Annotated in this window: 19 protein-coding genes; 14 read left to right on the top strand and 5 right to left on the bottom strand. The window is 49.9% G+C overall.

Features of this window, described 5'->3' with window-relative positions:
• Nucleotides 1-195: 195 nt before the first annotated feature.
• The 3 genes from RDY34_RS02175 to efp are packed head-to-tail and all read left to right on the top strand — an operon-like array spanning nucleotide 196 to nucleotide 2,244.
• The gene (locus tag RDY34_RS02175; RefSeq protein ID WP_003753384.1) at nucleotides 196-474 is read left to right on the top strand and encodes a hypothetical protein; all 279 of its coding nucleotides are present in this window, start codon (nucleotides 196-198) and stop codon (nucleotides 472-474) included.
• An 18-nt stretch (nucleotides 475-492) separates the two neighbouring features.
• Nucleotides 493-1,641 (top strand): elongation factor P maturation arginine rhamnosyltransferase EarP, encoded by a 1,149-nt coding sequence (gene earP, locus RDY34_RS02170; RefSeq protein ID WP_025456861.1) that lies wholly within the window; start codon nucleotides 493-495, stop codon nucleotides 1,639-1,641.
• A 42-nt stretch (nucleotides 1,642-1,683) separates the two neighbouring features.
• Nucleotides 1,684-2,244, top strand: a complete 561-nt coding sequence (efp, locus tag RDY34_RS02165; RefSeq protein WP_002219406.1) for an elongation factor P — start codon at nucleotides 1,684-1,686, stop codon at nucleotides 2,242-2,244.
• Between the two features lie 48 nt (nucleotides 2,245-2,292).
• Here the strand turns inward: efp and RDY34_RS02160 are convergent, their stop codons facing one another.
• From RDY34_RS02160 to metX, 3 genes are all read right to left on the bottom strand, one after another.
• Nucleotides 2,293-3,138: an NMB0938 family lipoprotein gene (locus RDY34_RS02160; RefSeq protein ID WP_003753390.1), complete on the bottom strand. Its 846-nt coding sequence runs from the start codon at nucleotides 3,136-3,138 to the stop codon at nucleotides 2,293-2,295.
• A gap of 116 nt (nucleotides 3,139-3,254) precedes the next feature.
• Nucleotides 3,255-3,836 (bottom strand): methionine biosynthesis protein MetW, encoded by a 582-nt coding sequence (metW, locus tag RDY34_RS02155; RefSeq protein WP_002219404.1) that lies wholly within the window; start codon nucleotides 3,834-3,836, stop codon nucleotides 3,255-3,257.
• The gene (gene metX, locus RDY34_RS02150) at nucleotides 3,833-4,972 is read right to left on the bottom strand and encodes a homoserine O-succinyltransferase MetX (RefSeq protein WP_003753391.1); all 1,140 of its coding nucleotides are present in this window, start codon (nucleotides 4,970-4,972) and stop codon (nucleotides 3,833-3,835) included. Before metX ends, metW begins: the two co-directional genes overlap by 4 nt.
• A 146-nt stretch (nucleotides 4,973-5,118) precedes the next feature.
• Here metX and RDY34_RS02145 point away from each other — a divergent pair, with 146 nt between their 5' ends.
• On the top strand, nucleotides 5,119-5,313 hold the full coding sequence (locus RDY34_RS02145) for a protein MIGRI (RefSeq protein ID WP_308072924.1): 195 nt from the start codon (nucleotides 5,119-5,121) through the stop codon (nucleotides 5,311-5,313).
• 114 nt (nucleotides 5,314-5,427) lie between these two features.
• Here the strand turns inward: RDY34_RS02145 and ykgO are convergent, their stop codons facing one another.
• Both ykgO and RDY34_RS02135 read right to left on the bottom strand, forming a co-directional pair.
• A complete protein-coding gene (gene ykgO, locus RDY34_RS02140) occupies nucleotides 5,428-5,553 on the bottom strand; it encodes a type B 50S ribosomal protein L36 (RefSeq protein WP_002213788.1) in 126 nt (41 codons plus the stop codon).
• The gene (locus tag RDY34_RS02135) at nucleotides 5,553-5,828 is read right to left on the bottom strand and encodes a type B 50S ribosomal protein L31 (protein WP_304670139.1); all 276 of its coding nucleotides are present in this window, start codon (nucleotides 5,826-5,828) and stop codon (nucleotides 5,553-5,555) included. The genes ykgO and RDY34_RS02135 overlap by 1 nt, the downstream gene beginning before the upstream one ends.
• Before the next feature lie 198 nt (nucleotides 5,829-6,026).
• Here RDY34_RS02135 and metF point away from each other — a divergent pair, with 198 nt between their 5' ends.
• The 10 genes from metF to gltA all read left to right on the top strand — a co-directional run bounded on the left by metF (nucleotide 6,027) and on the right by gltA (nucleotide 17,220).
• Nucleotides 6,027-6,905: a methylenetetrahydrofolate reductase gene (metF, locus tag RDY34_RS02130; protein WP_002217399.1), complete on the top strand. Its 879-nt coding sequence runs from the start codon at nucleotides 6,027-6,029 to the stop codon at nucleotides 6,903-6,905.
• A 135-nt stretch (nucleotides 6,906-7,040) separates the two neighbouring features.
• The gene (metE, locus tag RDY34_RS02125; RefSeq protein WP_003753397.1) at nucleotides 7,041-9,317 is read left to right on the top strand and encodes a 5-methyltetrahydropteroyltriglutamate--homocysteine S-methyltransferase; all 2,277 of its coding nucleotides are present in this window, start codon (nucleotides 7,041-7,043) and stop codon (nucleotides 9,315-9,317) included.
• 274 nt (nucleotides 9,318-9,591) lie between these two features.
• A complete protein-coding gene (locus tag RDY34_RS02120; RefSeq protein ID WP_002221128.1) occupies nucleotides 9,592-10,329 on the top strand; it encodes a redoxin family protein in 738 nt (245 codons plus the stop codon).
• Between the two features lie 248 nt (nucleotides 10,330-10,577).
• The gene (locus tag RDY34_RS02115; protein ID WP_308184452.1) at nucleotides 10,578-11,981 is read left to right on the top strand and encodes a dihydrolipoyl dehydrogenase; all 1,404 of its coding nucleotides are present in this window, start codon (nucleotides 10,578-10,580) and stop codon (nucleotides 11,979-11,981) included.
• Nucleotides 11,982-12,257: 276 nt separating this feature from the next.
• Nucleotides 12,258-12,635: a succinate dehydrogenase, cytochrome b556 subunit gene (gene sdhC / locus RDY34_RS02110; RefSeq protein ID WP_003675077.1), complete on the top strand. Its 378-nt coding sequence runs from the start codon at nucleotides 12,258-12,260 to the stop codon at nucleotides 12,633-12,635.
• Complete coding sequence (gene sdhD, locus RDY34_RS02105; protein WP_003675078.1) at nucleotides 12,629-12,970, top strand: succinate dehydrogenase, hydrophobic membrane anchor protein; 342 nt, start codon at nucleotides 12,629-12,631, stop codon at nucleotides 12,968-12,970. The genes sdhC and sdhD overlap by 7 nt, the downstream gene beginning before the upstream one ends.
• A gap of 2 nt (nucleotides 12,971-12,972) precedes the next feature.
• Nucleotides 12,973-14,736 (top strand): succinate dehydrogenase flavoprotein subunit, encoded by a 1,764-nt coding sequence (sdhA, locus tag RDY34_RS02100; protein WP_308184448.1) that lies wholly within the window; start codon nucleotides 12,973-12,975, stop codon nucleotides 14,734-14,736.
• Nucleotides 14,737-14,854: 118 nt separating this feature from the next.
• A complete protein-coding gene (locus RDY34_RS02095) occupies nucleotides 14,855-15,562 on the top strand; it encodes a succinate dehydrogenase iron-sulfur subunit (protein ID WP_003678833.1) in 708 nt (235 codons plus the stop codon).
• 3 nt (nucleotides 15,563-15,565) lie between these two features.
• Nucleotides 15,566-15,814 carry an FAD assembly factor SdhE gene (locus RDY34_RS02090; protein ID WP_250314032.1) on the top strand — a complete coding sequence of 83 codons (249 nt, stop codon included), beginning with the start codon at nucleotides 15,566-15,568 and terminating at the stop codon, nucleotides 15,812-15,814.
• A 122-nt stretch (nucleotides 15,815-15,936) separates the two neighbouring features.
• Nucleotides 15,937-17,220, top strand: a complete 1,284-nt coding sequence (gene gltA / locus RDY34_RS02085; RefSeq protein ID WP_308184447.1) for a citrate synthase — start codon at nucleotides 15,937-15,939, stop codon at nucleotides 17,218-17,220.
• Nucleotides 17,221-17,242 lie beyond the last annotated feature (22 nt).

Here is a 17,242-nt window from a genome sequence, read left to right as displayed (position 1 = left end):
CGTGAAATTATATCGTAATTATTTTAATACACTATTCAATTACCAGCTCTACATAATCCCCATCTTCCTTAAGGTGCGGTAGCACCGCGTTTTCCGGCGGCAAGGCTTCAGACGGCATCGCCGGCGCGTCCGTTAGACAAGGCGTGTGCTTGGGGCGATAATGGCGTTTTGCTTTTTTTGTTTGAAAGCCTTGCAATGTCCCGAAACCTGCTTGTCCGCTGGCTCGCCGTCTGCCTCATCCCTTTGGCGACGCTTGCCGTTTTCGCCGCCAATCCGCCCGAAGACAAACCCCAGCATCTGATTAACGGCATCATCCTTGCCTGCGAAGCGACGTTTTTGTTCAAATTCGTCCTTTTCGACACCATCAAGCATCATTTGAAACAAGAGTTTGATTTGAAACGTCAAACTATGTTTCTGTTTATTCCAATCGTTTTGCTGGTTGTGTATTTGTTCCACTATTTCGGCGCGTTTTAGCCCGTTTCCGTTATTTCTATGAATACTCCTCCTTTTGTCTGTTGGATTTTTTGCAAGGTCATCGACAATTTCGGCGACATCGGCGTTTCGTGGCGGCTTGCCCGTGTTTTGCATCGTGAACTCGGTTGGCAGGTGCATTTGTGGACGGACGATGTGTCCGCCTTGCGTGCGCTTTGCCCTGATTTGCCCGATGTTCCCTGTATTCATCAGGATATTCATGTCCGCACTTGGCATTCCGATGCGGCAGATATTGATACCGCGCCTGTTCCCGATGTCGTCATCGAAACTTTTGCCTGCGACCTGCCCGAAAATGTGCTGCACATTATCCGCCGACACAAGCCGCTTTGGCTGAATTGGGAATATTTGAGCGCGGAGGAAAGCAATGAAAGGCTGCACCTGATGCCTTCGCCGCAGGAAGGTGTTCAAAAATATTTTTGGTTTATGGGTTTTAGCGAAAAAAGCGGCGGGTTGATACGCGAACGTGATTACCGAGATGCCGTCCGTTTCGATACCGGATCCCTGCGTCGGCGGCTGATGCTGCCGGAGAAAAACGCCTCCGAATGGCTGCTTTTCGGCTATCGGAGCGATGTTTGGGCAAAGTGGCTGGAAATGTGGCAACAGGCAGGCAGTCCGTTGACACTGTTGCTGGCGGGGGCGCAAATCATCGGCAGCCTCAAACAAAGCGGCATCATTCCGCAAAACGCCCTGCAAAACGACGGCGATGTTTTTCAGACGGCATCCGTCCGCCTCGTCAAAATCCCTTTCGTGCCGCAACAGGACTTCGACCAACTGCTGCACCTCGCCGATTGCGCCGTCATTCGCGGCGAAGACAGTTTCGTGCGCGCCCAGCTTGCCGGCAAACCCTTCTTTTGGCACATCTACCCGCAAGACGAGAATGTCCATCTCGACAAACTCCACGCCTTTTGGGATAGGGCGCACGGCTTCTACACGCCCGAAACCGCATCGGCACACCGCCGTCTTTCAGACGACCTCAACGGCGGAGAGGCTTTATCCGCAACCCAACGCTTCGAATGTTGGCAAACCCTGCAACAACATCAAAATAACTGGCAACAAGGCGCGGGGGCGTGGAGCCGTTGTCTTTTCGAGCAGCCGTCCGCACCTGAAAAACTTGCCGCCTTTATTTCAAAGCATAAAAAAATACGCTAAAATAGCGCGTTTATTTACAACCGATTTGATTGGAAAATCACAATGAAAACAGCACAAGAACTGCGCGCCGGCAATGTATTTATGGTCGGCAACGATCCTATGGTCGTTCAAAAAACCGAATACATCAAAGGCGGCCGCTCTTCCGCCAAAGTCAGCATGAAACTGAAAAACCTGCTGACCGGCGCGGCTTCCGAAACCATTTACAAAGCCGACGACAAATTCGACGTGGTCATCCTGTCCCGCAAAAACTGTACGTACAGCTATTTTGCCGACCCGATGTACGTCTTTATGGACGAAGAATTCAACCAATACGAAATCGAAGCCGACAACATCGGCGACGCGTTGAAATTCATCGTTGACGGTATGGAAGACCAATGCGAAGTAACCTTCTACGAAGGCAACCCTATCTCCGTAGAACTGCCTACCATCATCGTACGCGAAGTCGAGTATACCGAGCCTGCCGTCAAAGGCGACACTTCCGGCAAAGTGATGAAAACCGCGCGTCTGGTCGGCGGCACTGAAATCCAAGTGATGTCTTACATCGAAAACGGCGACAAAGTCGAAATCGATACCCGCACCGGCGAATTCCGCAAACGCGCCTGATATCCTACTTGAAAAATGCCGTCTGAAAGGCTTTCAGACGGCATTTTTTTATCTTCGCCCCAAGTTTGGATTGAAGTAGATGTTTTTTTCGTAAACGACAATACGCGTGATTTTGCCATTTTCGTCAAAATGGATGTCTAAAAACGGTTTGTCGGGATTGCGTTCACGGTTGGACAGCCGGAAGAGTGATTGGTTTTCAAGCATTTCTCCGTGTATTTTCAGATAGCCGGGCAATTGGCCGATGTATTGGAAATTGCCGCCAAGTCCGTTGTTGTGCCGGCTCGAATAGGCAGGGGTTGCCGAAACTTCAAAATAACGCGTGCGTTTCGGCTCCTCGCCTTGCCCGCGGGTTTCTTCGCTGCCCTGTGTCAGCAACAGCGTCGCTTCTCGGAGGCGGCGTTCCTGTTCCATCAAGGCATCTTGTGCCTGCCGGCTGATGGTGCGCTTTCCGTAACGCAAGTCTTCAATTGCCAGTATGATTTTCTGATGGTAGTCGGGATCTTCAGGGCGGATGTCGGGAAACAGCAGCCGCTGTATGTTGTCATAGCCACTGTCGGGTAAGCCGAAACGGGTTTCCAGTTCGTGATGGGAAAGGGCAAACAGACAGTCCGAGTCGATGTGTTCGGCGATTTGCTGCATGAGATCGTCAATGCCGGTGGCGGGGTGCAGGTCGGTGCAATTTGACGGCGGCACGTTTTCTGCCTGCTTGACGTTATCAGGGGCGGATGCGGCCGGTTGCAAATCGGTTTGGGGCGCGGAAGACGAAGCGGCGGATGCCGTGGACGAGGCGGCGGATGCGCCGTTTTCTTTCGTTTTATCTTCTTTGCTCGGGGAACACGCGGTCAGCATCATTGCGGCAAGCCATAAGAGAAGTGATAAGGTTTTGTTTTTCATTCTATTGTTTCCAATATTAAAGAGGCCGTCTGAAAACCTGCCGTTTCATTTTTCAGACGGCCTGTTGTTAATAGAACCGAAGAACCTGTTATTGCCGACAAGGTTCTCAATCTGTCTTACCCGACGCGGTAAAACGCAAGGCTGCCCAAAAGGTTGGGGAAATGTTTGACCTGTCTGTTGCCCGTCATCACGGCGCGCTCAAGCACGCGGATGTTGTTTTTGGCGCACAACAAATCAAAGTCTTTGAGCGTGCACCAATGGATATTGGGCGTGTCGTACCAATGGTAGGGCATACGTTCGGAAACCGGCATATGTCCGCCGAGTGCGATTTGGACGCGGTTGCGCCAGTAGCCGAAATTCGGGAAGCTGACGATTGCCTGTTTGGCAACGCGCATCAGGCAGCGCAGGATTTTTTCGGTATTCTGCATCGCTTGGATGGTCTGGCTCAACACAATCACATCAAAACTTTGATCGTTGAATGCGGTTAAACCTTCTTCCAAATCGGCTTGGATAACATTTACGCCGCGCGACATTGCGGCAATCACGCTGTCGGTGTCGATTTCGATGCCGTAGCCGCTGCATTTTTTGTGTTCGACCAAGGCCGCCAGCAATTCTCCGTCGCCGCAGCCCAAGTCCAAGACGCGGCTGCCTTCGGGTATCCGGTCGTAAATCAGTTGCAAATCATCGCGCAGGTTCATTGCTGACATTCCTTATAAACGTTGTTCATATAGGCGGCGACCGCGCGCATATAGGCTTCGTCTTCCATCAAAAAGGCATCGTGCCCGTGTGCGGACTTGACTTCGATATACTGCACGGATTTTTGTGCGGCAATCAGTGCCTTGACCAGTTCGTGCGAACGTTCGGGCGCGAAACGCCAATCGGTGCTGAAGCTGGCGACAAAGAATTTTGCCTGCACATCCTGCACGGCGCGGGTCAGGCTGTTGCCGAAATCCGCCGCCGGATCGAAATAGTCCAAAGCTTTGGTCATCAGCAGGTAGGTGTTGGCATCAAACCGCCCGACGAATTTGTCGCCCTGATAGCGCAGATAGGATTCTACTTCAAATTCAACGCCATAGCCGTATTGATAGCCGTTGGAGCGCAAATCGCGTCCGAATTTTTTGCCCAAACCGTCTTCGGCAAGATAGGTAATGTGTCCCATCATACGGGCAATCCGTAAGCCCCGTGCAGGAACGGTATTATGGCTGCGGTAATGTCCTTCGTTGAAATCGGGGTCGGTCAAAATCGCCTGACGCGCCACATCGTTGAACGCGATATTTTGCGTGGACAATTTCGGCGCGGAGGCAATCACCAAGGCGTGGCGCACGCGCTCGGGATAGGAAATCGTCCACTGCAAAGCCTGCATGCCGCCCAAGCTGCCGCCGACAATCGCTGCCCATTGTTCGATGCCGAGATAATCGGCAAGCGCGGCTTGGGATTTTACCCAGTCCTTCACCGTAACCACCGGAAAATCCGCGCCGTATTCCCTGCCTGTCTCAGGATTAATCGACAAAGGCCCGCTGCTGCCGTCGCAGCCGCCCAGATTGTTCAACCCGACCACGAAAAATCGTTCTGTATCAATCGGTTTGCCGGGTCCGACCATATTGTCCCACCAGCCCGTATATTTATCCTCTGCGGAATGCCTGCCCGCAACATGATGGTTGCCCGACAGCGCGTGGCAGATTAAAACCGCATTGTTTTTTTCGGCATTCAGCTCGCCGTAGGTTTCAATCATCAGATCGAAACGCGGCAAAGTTTTACCGTTTTCCAAAACCAGCGGCATCTCAAACGGAATTTTTTGGGGCGTTACAATGCCCACCGAGGCATTTTGACTCATATCCTGTTCCAACAAATGAGGCGAAAAGCGTTATTATATCGCAAACGGCATGACTTTTTGACACGGTCGGACAAGCAGCCTGACGCGTTTGACCCTCATCCGCCGCACACGAACCATACTTTTTAGACGGCTTCCCGCTTCCCGATATGATAGGCAGACTTTTCCGTATTTTTTTCTTTTTCGCACTTGCCGCGCTGATTATCAACCGCCTCTTCAGCCGCAGGCAGAAGCGCGCCCTGCGCGAAGTTGCCGAAATCAGCGCGTGGGTGCTGCTCGGCGCGGCCGCCGCGACGCTGTTTTGGTATCTGTTTATGCTGTATTTCAAACACATTCCGGATTAGTATTGACGGAAAAAAATGCCGTCTGAAACGCTATTTTTCTGTTTCAGACGGCATTTTTTTGAAAAGGGCTTGCGGCAGGAGGAGATTTACAACCGAAGCAGGAAGGGCAGGGGGTCAGCGTTGGCGCGCTTTAAAACGCGGATTGCTTTTGCAGATGACGTAAACTTTGCCCCTGCGCCTGACGATTTGGCAGTCGCGGTGGCGTTGTTTGGCGGTTTTGAGTGAAGACAGAACCTGCATTATTTGTCCTTTCTAAACGATGACATGACGGATTGGAAACGTTGGTTGAATTTGCTGGCACGGCCTTCGGTATTGACGTTGCGCTGTTTGCCGGTATAGACGGGATGGGATGCGGAAGAAGTATCCAGCGAAAACAGCGGATATTCTTTGCCGTCTGTCCAAACCATCGTTTTTCCGTGTGTTTCGGCGCAAGAACGAATCAGCCAGCCGTCATTGGTGCTGCTGTCGAAAAAAAGAACGGTTCGATAATTGTCAGGATGAATATTCGGTTTCATATATTGCCTTACTTGAAGCGTTATAACATAACAAACTTTATCATAATTTAGAAGGTTTGTACAAGGAAAGCGTATAGTTTTTGCTAAATATTAAAAATTTTCATCATAAACCTGAAAATTTTGAAATTGACTCATATTCGGTGCAACCTTATCATACCGCCTAAAACATCATATAAAAGATAACGAAGGTATGCAGATATGAATTACGCAAAAGAAATCAATGCGTTAAACAACAGTCTTTCCGATTTGAAAGGCGACATCAACGTTTCGTTTGAATTTTTCCCGCCGAAAAACGAACAAATGGAAACGATGCTGTGGGATTCCATCCACCGTCTGCAAACCCTGCATCCCAAGTTCGTATCCGTAACCTATGGCGCAAATTCCGGCGAACGCGACCGCACGCACGGCATCGTCAAACGCATCAAACAGGAAACCGGCTTGGAAGCCGCGCCTCACCTGACCGGTATCGACGCTTCTCCCGACGAATTGCGCCAAATCGCCAAAGACTATTGGGACAGCGGCATCCGCCGCATTGTCGCCCTGCGTGGCGACGAGCCGCCCGGTTACGAGAAAAAACCGTTTTATGCCGAAGACTTGGTTAAGCTATTACGCTCCGTTGCCGACTTCGACATCTCTGTAGCAGCATACCCCGAAGTACATCCCGAAGCGAAATCCGCACAAGCCGACCTGATTAATCTGAAACGCAAAATCGATGCGGGCGCGAACCACGTCATCACCCAATTTTTCTTTGATGTGGAACGCTACCTGCGCTTCCGCGACCGCTGCGTGATGTTGGGCATCGATGTGGAAATCGTCCCCGGCATCCTGCCCGTTACCAATTTCAAGCAGCTCGGCAAAATGGCGCAGGTTACCAACGTCAAAATCCCAAGCTGGCTGTCGCAAATGTATGAAGGTTTGGACGACGACCAAGGCACGCGCAACCTCGTCGCCGCCAGTATCGCCATCGATATGGTCAAAGTCCTATCCCGCGAAGGCGTGAAAGATTTCCACTTCTACACGCTCAACCGCAGCGAGCTGACTTACGCCATCTGCCATATTTTAGGCGTGCGCCCTTAAAGCTGAAAACGGCTTCAGACGGCATCCGAGGCCGTCTGAAAAGCAAAACGCCGCCCCATCCGAGCCATTCTGATTTACAATACCGACCGATTCGGATTGAACCGGTCCTTACAAAATCCAACTGGAGAGTTCAACATGACAACATTACATTTCTCAGGCTTCCCGCGTGTCGGCGCCTTCCGTGAATTGAAATTCGCACAAGAAAAATACTGGCGCAAAGAAATCAGCGAGCAAGAATTGCTGGCTGTTGCTAAAGACTTGCGCGAGAAAAACTGGAAACACCAAGCTGCCGCTAACGCTGATTACGTTGCCGTAGGCGATTTCACTTTTTACGACCACATCCTCGACCTGCAAGTCGCTACCGGCGCGATTCCCGCCCGTTTCGGCTTCGACAGCCAAAACCTGTCTTTGGAACAATTCTTCCAACTGGCGCGCGGCAACAAAGACCAATTCGCCATCGAGATGACCAAATGGTTCGACACCAACTATCACTACTTGGTGCCTGAATTCCACGCCGATACCGAATTCAAAGCCAACGCCAAACACTACGTTCAACAACTGCAAGAAGCTCAAGCTTTGGGTCTGAAAGCCAAACCGACCGTTGTTGGTCCGCTGACCTTCCTGTGGGTTGGTAAAGAAAAAGGCGCCGTTGAATTCGACCGTCTGAGCCTGTTACCTAAACTGTTGCCTGTTTACGTTGAAATCCTGACTGCTTTGGTTGAAGCCGGTGCCGAGTGGATTCAAATCGACGAGCCTGCTTTGACTGTCGATCTGCCTAAAGAATGGGTAGAAGCCTACAAAGACGTTTACGCTACTTTGAGCAAAGTCAACGCCAAAATCCTGTTGGGCACTTACTTCGGTTCTGTTGCCGAACACGCCGCATTGCTGAAAGCCCTGCCTGTTGACGGCCTGCACATCGACTTGGTACGCGCGCCCGAGCAACTGGATGCATTTGCCGACTACGACAAAGTCCTGTCTGCCGGCGTGATTGACGGCCGAAACATCTGGCGCGCCAACCTGAACAAAGTTTTGGAAACTGTCGAGCCTCTGCAAGCCAAACTGGGCGAGCGTTTGTGGATTTCCAGCTCTTGCTCGCTGCTGCACACTCCGTTTGACTTGTCAGTTGAAGAAAAACTGAAAGCCAACAAACCCGACCTGTACTCTTGGTTGGCATTCACACTGCAAAAAACCCAAGAATTGCGCGTTCTGAAAGCCGCATTGAATGAAGGCCGTGATTCTGTTACCGAAGAACTGGCCGCCAGCCAAGCTGCCGCCGACTCCCGTGCCAACAGCGGTGAAATCCACCGTGCAGACGTTGCCAAACGCCTGGCCGATTTGCCTGCCAACGCGGACCAACGCAAATCTCCATTTGCCGACCGTATCAAAGCGCAACAAGCATGGTTGAACCTGCCTCTGCTGCCGACGACCAACATCGGTTCTTTCCCGCAAACTACCGAAATCCGCCAAGCACGCGCAGCCTTCAAAAAAGGCGAACTGTCTGCCGCCGATTACGAAGCCGCGATGAAAAAAGAAATCGCCTTGGTGGTTGAAGAGCAAGAAAAACTGGACTTGGACGTACTGGTACACGGCGAAGCCGAGCGTAACGACATGGTCGAATACTTCGGCGAACTGTTGAGCGGTTTTGCATTCACCCAATACGGCTGGGTACAAAGCTACGGTTCTCGCTGCGTTAAACCACCGATCATCTTTGGTGACGTAAGCCGTCCTGAAGCGATGACCGTGGCCTGGTCCACTTATGCGCAAAGCCTGACCAAACGCCCGATGAAAGGCATGTTGACCGGCCCTGTAACCATTCTGCAATGGTCTTTTGTCCGCAACGATATTCCTCGCTCTACCGTGTGCAAACAAATCGCACTGGCTCTGAACGACGAAGTATTGGATCTGGAAAAAGCCGGCATTAAAGTCATCCAAATTGACGAACCTGCCATCCGCGAAGGTCTGCCTTTGAAACGTGCCGATTGGGATGCCTACCTGAACTGGGCGGGCGAATCTTTCCGCCTCTCCTCTGCCGGTTGCGAAGACAGCACCCAAATCCACACTCATATGTGCTACTCCGAGTTCAACGATATCCTGCCTGCGATTGCTGCAATGGATGCGGACGTGATCACCATCGAGACTTCACGTTCCGACATGGAACTCTTGACCGCGTTCGGCGAATTCAAATACCCGAACGACATCGGCCCGGGCGTTTACGACATCCACAGCCCGCGCGTACCGACAGAAGCCGAAGTGGAGCACCTGTTGCGCAAAGCCATCGAGGTTGTACCGGTTGAACGTCTGTGGGTTAACCCGGACTGCGGTCTGAAAACACGCGGCTGGAAAGAAACTCTGGAACAACTCCAAGTGATGATGAACGTAACCCACAAACTGCGTGCCGAACTGGCTAAATAAGCAGGGATAACGCGATCGGATGCCGTCTGAATACTTTTCAGACGGCATTTCTGTTTTCAAATGAGCGTAGGGGGTTTCTAAGAATTTTTCTCAAATAAGACTTGTTTTTTTTAGGCATGGCTTTATATACTGTAAAAGTTGGTCGAGGTTGGTGATTAATAGTTTTGAATAATTAATATTATTTGAACTATAAATTATACAAATCGACTTATTCGGGGTAGAATGCCCAGCGATTCACAATCATTTCTTAAACCTATCTATTAAGGAGCTCAAAATGGCTTTGCAAGATCGTACCGGTCAAAAAGTACCTTCCGTAGTATTCCGCACCCGCGTCGGCGACACTTGGAAAGATGTGTCTACCGATGATTTGTTCAAAGGCAAAAAAGTAGTCGTATTCTCCCTGCCCGGCGCATTTACTCCAACTTGCTCTTCTTCTCACCTGCCACGTTACAATGAATTGTTCGGCGCGTTCAAAGAAAACGGCGTTGATGCAATCTACTGCGTATCTGTAAACGATACTTTCGTAATGAACGCTTGGGCGGCCGAAGAAGAATCCGACAACATCTACATGATTCCTGATGGCAACGGCGAGTTTACCGAAGGCATGGGTATGTTGGTCGGTAAAGAAGACTTGGGCTTCGGCAAACGCTCTTGGCGTTACTCCATGCTGGTTAACGACGGCGTGGTTGAAAAAATGTTCATCGAGCCTGAAGAACCAGGCGATCCGTTCAAAGTATCCGATGCAGATACTATGCTGAAATTCGTTGCTCCTGATTGGAAGGCTCAAGAATCTGTGGCAATTTTCACTAAACCAGGTTGCCAATTCTGCGCCAAAGCCAAACAAGCTTTGCAAGACAAAGGTTTGTCTTACGAAGAAATCGTATTGGGCAAAGATGCAACCGTTACTTCTGTACGCGCCATTACCGGCAAGATGACTGCTCCTCAAGTCTTCATCGGCGGTAAATACATCGGCGGCAGCGAAGATTTGGAAGCTTACTTGGCTAAAAACTGATAGCTGTTTGATTAAGGCGGTTTGATTAAACTGTCTGATATACCGGATAGAGTTATTCGGGCGGTTCTACACTACCGCTCCGAATAACTCTATATTTATAAGAGGATTTGGATATTGTTGCACTCAATCGAAATTTTGTTTTTATTTATCTGGATAATGTTTTTGATTGGGAAAATATTTCAATGCCGTCTGAAGCCGATATATTCCGTGTCGGCAGTGTTTCAGACGAAAACGGAAGGACAAAGATTATGAAAAAAATTCAAGCAGATGTCGTCGTAATCGGCGGCGGTACTGCCGGCATGGGCGCGTTTCGCAATGCCCGTTTATATTCGGATAATGTTTACCTGATTGAAAACAATGTGTTCGGCACAACCTGCGCGCGCGTGGGCTGTATGCCTTCCAAACTCTTGATTGCCGCCGCAGAGGCGCGTCATCACGCATTGCATACCGACCCGTTCGGCGTGCATTTGGACAAAGACAGTATCATCGTCAATGGCGAAGAAGTGATGCAGCGCGTTAAATCCGAGCGCGATCGTTTTGTCGGCTTTGTCGTTGCCGATGTGGAAGAATGGCCTGCCGACAAACGCATCATGGGTTCGGCTAAATTTATCGACGAGCATACTGTCCAAATCGACGACCATACCCAAATCACGGCAAAAAGTTTCGTGATTGCTACCGGTTCGCGTCCCGTTATCCTGCCGCAGTGGCAGTCTTTGGGCGACCGTTTGATTATCAACGATGACGTTTTCTCATGGGATACGCTGCCTAAGAGCGTTGCCGTGTTCGGACCGGGTGTTATCGGTTTGGAACTGGGTCAGGCATTGCATCGTTTGGGCGTGAAAGTTGAAATTTTCGGTTTGGGCGGCATCATCGGCGGCATTTCCGACCCCGTCGTTTCAGACGAGGCGAAAGCCGTGTTCGGTGAAGAATTGAAACTGCATTTGGATGCTAAAACCGAGGTCAAACTCGATGCAGACGGCAATGTAGAAGTCCATTGGGAGCAGGACGGCGAAAAAGGCGTATTTGTTGCCGAATATATGCTGGCAGCCGTAGGCCGCCGTCCGAACGTTGACAATATCGGTTTGGAAAATATCAATATCGAAAAAGATGCGCGCGGCGTACCCGTTGCCGATCCACTGACCATGCAGACCAGTATTCCGCATATCTTCATCGCGGGCGACGCGTCCAATCAACTGCCCCTGCTGCACGAAGCCGCCGACCAAGGCAAGATTGCCGGCGATAACGCAGGCCACTACCCGAATATCGGCGGCGGTTTGCGCCGCAGCACCATCGGCGTGGTGTTCACCAGTCCGCAAATCGGCTTTGTCGGTTTGAAATACGCGCAGGTTGCCGCGCAATACCAAGCCGACGAATTTGTCATCGGCGAAGTATCGTTCAAAAACCAAGGCCGCAGCCGCGTGATGCTGGTAAACAAAGGCCATATGCGCCTGTATGCCGAAAAAGCAACCGGCCGCTTCATCGGTGCGGAAATCGTAGGCCCTGCCGCCGAACATTTGGCGCACCTGTTGGCATGGGCGCATCAAATGAAGATGACCGTTCCGCAAATGCTGGATATGCCGTTCTACCATCCTGTTATCGAGGAAGGTCTGCGTACTGCGTTGCGTGATGCCGACGCTAAATTAAAAATTTGATTGATACATGAAGGATGCCGTCTGAAATTGCTCAGACGGCATTTTATCTTTCCGTAATTGAAACGATGTTGATATTTCAGGCAAGGAAAGTGGGTGTATCAGAAATCCGTTTTTTTAATCTGCTGTTTTCACGCGTGTTTGTCAAAATCTATCAGTTTGTTTTTAAAATACGCTGTTCAAAATGAGATAAAACAGGTAAATTAACGTTTATGTAACCCAGTGTAGCACTGGGTTTACGGTTTTTGAGTTGATATCATAACTACAGAGGAATTGACTATGTCTGTCAAATCACGTCCTGTTTATCTGGATTTACCGAAAATCCGTCTGCCGATACCCGGGATAGTTTCCATTCTTCACCGTATCAGTGGTGTCGGGTTGTTTATCATGCTGCCCTTCCTACTTTATTTCCTGTCAGGTACCTTAAGCCAAGAATCCGCATTTGAGACTTACCGTTCCATTATTTCCCATCCCTTGGTCAAATTAATCTTACTCGGTGTGCTGTGGGCGTATTTGCACCATTTCTTTGCCGGTATCCGTTTTCTGTTTTTGGATGCGCATAAAGGCTTGGAGCTAAATACTGCACGTAATACCGCTAAAGCCGTATTTGCTTCTGCATTGGTTTTGACTGTCGTTTTGGGAGCTTTATTATGGTAGAACGTAAATTGACAGGCGCGCATTACGGTTTGCGCGATTGGGCAATGCAGCGTGCAACTGCGGTCATCATGTTGATATACACCGTAGTTCTATTGGTTGTTCTGTTTACGTTGCCTAAAGAATATTCGGCATGGCAGGCGTTTTTCAATCAAACTTGGGTGAAAGTGTTTACCCAAGTGAGCTTTTTGGCCGTATTCCTGCATGCATGGGTAGGTATCCGCGATTTGTGGATGGACTACATTAAGCCTTTCGGCGTGCGTTTGTTTTTACAAGTTGCCACCATCGTTTGGTTGGTCGGCTGCTTGGTATATTCAGTTAAAGTAATTTGGGGGTAAATATGAGTTTTCCTGTTCGCAAGTTTGATGCCGTGATTGTTGGCGGTGGTGGTGCAGGTTTACGCGCAGCCCTCCAATTGTCTAAATCCGGCCTGAATTGTGCTGTTTTGTCTAAAGTGTTCCCAACCCGTTCGCATACTGTAGCGGCTCAAGGCGGTATTTCTGCTTCATTGGGTAATGTGCAGGAAGACCGTTGGGACTGGCACATGTACGATACCGTGAAAGGTTCCGACTGGTTGGGCGATCAAGATGCGATTGAGTTTATGTGTCGTGCCGCGCCTGAAGCCGTAATTGAGTTGGAACACATGGGTATGCCTTTTGACCGTGTGGAAAGCGGTAAAATTTACCAACGTCCTTTCGGCGGCCATACTGCCGAACACGGTAAACGTGCGGTAGAACGTGCATGTGCGGTTGCCGACCGTACCGGTCATGCGATGTTGCATACTTTGTACCAACAAAACGTCCGTGCCAATACACAATTCTTTGTGGAATGGACGGCGCAAGATTTGATTCGTGATGAAAACGGCGACGTCGTCGGTGTAACTGCCATGGAAATGGAAACCGGCGAAGTTTATATTTTCCACGCTAAAGCCGTGATGTTTGCTACCGGTGGCGGCGGCCGTATTTATGCTTCTTCTACCAATGCCTATATGAATACCGGCGACGGTTTGGGCATTTGTGCCCGTGCAGGTATTCCGTTGGAAGACATGGAATTCTGGCAATTCCACCCGACCGGTGTGGCCGGTGCGGGCGTGTTGATTACCGAAGGTGTGCGCGGTGAGGGCGGTATTCTGTTGAATGCCGATGGTGAGCGCTTCATGGAACGTTACGCTCCAACCGTAAAAGACTTGGCTTCCCGTGACGTGGTTTCCCGTGCGATGGCAATGGAAATTTACGAAGGCCGCGGTTGCGGTAAAAACAAAGACCACGTATTGCTGAAAATCGACCATATCGGCGCAGAAAAAATTATGGAAAAACTGCCGGGCATCCGCGAGATTTCCATTCAGTTTGCCGGTATTGACCCGATTAAAGACCCGATTCCTGTTGTGCCGACTACCCACTACATGATGGGCGGTATTCCGACCAACTACCATGGCGAAGTTGTCGTTCCTCAAGGCGACGAATACGAAGTGCCTGTAAAAGGCCTGTATGCTGCGGGCGAGTGCGCATGTGCTTCTGTACACGGTGCGAACCGCTTGGGTACCAACTCCCTGTTGGACTTGGTGGTATTCGGTAAAGCTGCCGGCGACAGCATGATTAAATTCATCAAAGAGCAAAGCGACTGGAAACCTCTGCCTGCTAATGCCGGTGAGTTGACCCGCCAACGTATCGAGCGTTTGGACAACCAAACCGGTGGCGAAAACGTTGATGCATTGCGTCGCGAACTGCAACGCTCCGTACAACTGCACGCCGGCGTGTTCCGTACCGATGCGATTTTAGCAGAGGGTGTGAAACAGGTTATGGCGATTGCCGAGCGTGTAAAACGTACTGAAATCAAAGACAAGAGCAAAGTGTGGAATACCGCGCGTATCGAAGCTTTGGAATTGGATAATCTGATTGAAGTGGCGAAAGCGACTTTGGTGTCCGCTGAGGCGCGTAAAGAATCGCGCGGCGCGCACGCTTCGGATGACCATCCTGAGCGCGATGACGAAAACTGGATGAAACATACCCTGTATCATTCGGACACTAATACCTTGTCTTATAAACCGGTACATACCAAGCCTTTGAGCGTGGAATACATCAAACCGGCTAAACGCGTTTATTGATGTGTTTTCAGACGGCCTTTATCTTAGAGGCCGTCTGAAACCTGACTATACCCACATTGAACTGTCTGAATCCATAATACAAAATTATTGAACAGTTTATGAGAAAGGAACACTTCTCATGGAAAAAATGAGTTTTGAAATTTACCGTTACAATCCGGACGTTGATGCCAAACCATATATGCAACGTTACGAGTTGGAACTAGAACCTACCGACGTGAAACTTTTGGACGCGCTGGTGCGTCTGAAAGCGCAAGACGATACCCTGTCTTTCCGCCGTTCCTGCCGTGAAGGTATTTGCGGTTCGGACGGTATGAACATCAACGGCAAAAACGGTTTGGCGTGTCTGACCGATTTACGCAGCCTGAAACAGCCTGTGAAAATCCGCCCGCTGCCCGGCCTGCCTGTTATCCGCGACCTGATTGTGGACATGACCCAGTTCTTCAAACAATACCACTCCATCAAACCTTACGTCGTCAACGACAATCCGATCGATGCCGACAAAGAGCGCCTGCAAACTCAGGAAGAGCGTAAAGAGTTAGACGGTTTGTACGAATGTATTTTGTGCGCCTGCTGTTCGACTGCCTGCCCGTCATTCTGGTGGAATCCTGATAAATTCGTTGGTCCGTCTGGTTTGCTGAATGCTTACCGTTTCATTGCGGATAGCCGTGATACCATCACTAATGAGCGTTTGGATAATCTGAACGACCCATACCGTTTGTTCCGTTGCCACACCATTATGAACTGCGTAGACGTATGTCCCAAACACTTGAATCCGACCCGAGCCATCGGTAAGATTAAAGAGATTATGTTGAAACGAGCCGTTTAAGAAATGATGGTTTTTGACGATATTGCCAAACGGAAAATCCGTTTTCAAACCCGCCGGGGATTGTTGGAATTAGATTTAATCTTCGGCAGGTTTATGGAAAAAGAATTCGAGCATTTGAGCGATAAAGAGCTGTCCGAGTTTTCCGAAATCCTTGAATTTCAGGATCAAGAATTGCTTGCCTTGATTAACGGGCATTCGGAAACGGACAAAGGGCACCTTATCCCGATGCTTGAAAAAATCAGACAGGCATAATGTATTATAGGGCTTGTTTGCGATACCGATCCGAAAAGCCCTTTCCATACGGAGGCCGTCTGAAAAAAGACCGTGCCGCTTATGCGGCAACGAAAGCCCCAACTTACAAAGGAGTTTTAAGAATGTCTAAATCTGTCAAACTTATTACCTCAACTCAAGAGGCTTTGGAGCTGCCGGTATTGGAAGCAAGTATCGGCCATGATGTGGTTGATATCCGTACGTTGACTAAAAATACAGGTCTGTTTTCATTCGACCCCGGATTCGTGTCAACTGCAAGTTGCGAATCCAAAATCACTTATATTGATGGTGATGAAGGTCTGTTGTATTACCGTGGTTATCCTATCGAGCAGCTGGCCAAAAAATCCGATTATTTGGAAGTTTGCTATCTGTTGATTTACGGCGAACTGCCTACAGCTGAGCAGAAAAAAGAATTTGATACCACTGTCAGCCGCCATACGATGGTACATGAACAGCTGACTTGGTTCTTCCGTGGTTTCCGACGTGACGCGCATCCGATGGCGATGATGGTCGGCGTGGTCGGCGCACTGTCTGCGTTCTACCAAGACAGCTTGGACATTACCAATCCCGAACACCGAAAAATCGCAATTTACCGTCTGATTTCCAAAATTCCGACAATCGCGGCAATGTGTTACCGCTATTCTAACGGTTTGCCGTTCAATTATCCGAAAAATAATCTCTCTTACTCTGAAAACTTCCTTCACATGATGTTCGCCACACCGTGTGAAGACTACAAACCCAATCCTGTTTTGGCACGCGCGCTCGACCGCATCTTTATTTTACATGCCGATCACGAGCAAAACGCCTCAACTTCAACCGTCCGTTTGGCAGGGTCTTCCGGTGCGAATCCGTTTGCCTGTATTGCCGCCGGTATCGCCTGCCTGTGGGGTGCTTCGCACGGCGGTGCGAACGAAGCCGTGTTGAAAATGTTGGACGAAATCGGCGATGTGTCTAATGTTGCCGCGTACATGGAAGGTGTGAAACAGCGCAAATACCGTCTGATGGGCTTCGGTCACCGCGTGTACCGCAACATGGATCCGCGTGCCAGCATTATGCGCGAAACCTGCTATGAAGTTTTGAAAGAATTGGGTTTGGAAGACAGTCCGAAATTCAAACTGGCGATGGAATTGGAACAAATTGCACTGAAAGACCCGTTCTTTATCGAACGCAAGCTGTATCCAAACGTCGATTTCTATTCCGGCATCGTCCTGTCCGCGCTGGGCATCCCGACCGAAATGTTTACCGTCATCTTCGCCCTGTCGCGCAGCGTAGGTTGGATTTCGCACTGGCACGAGATGATCAGCGATCCTTCGCTGAAAATCGGTCGTCCGCGCCAGCTTTATACCGGTTCGGAACGCCGCGATTATGTGCCGGCAGGAGAGAGGTAACATACATTAATATATTGTCAAA

It is taken from the genome of Neisseria polysaccharea (assembly GCF_963392925.1).
GTDB classification, from domain to species: Bacteria; Pseudomonadota; Gammaproteobacteria; order Burkholderiales; family Neisseriaceae; genus Neisseria; species Neisseria polysaccharea.
This window is presented reverse-complemented; position numbering and strand designations above follow the sequence as displayed.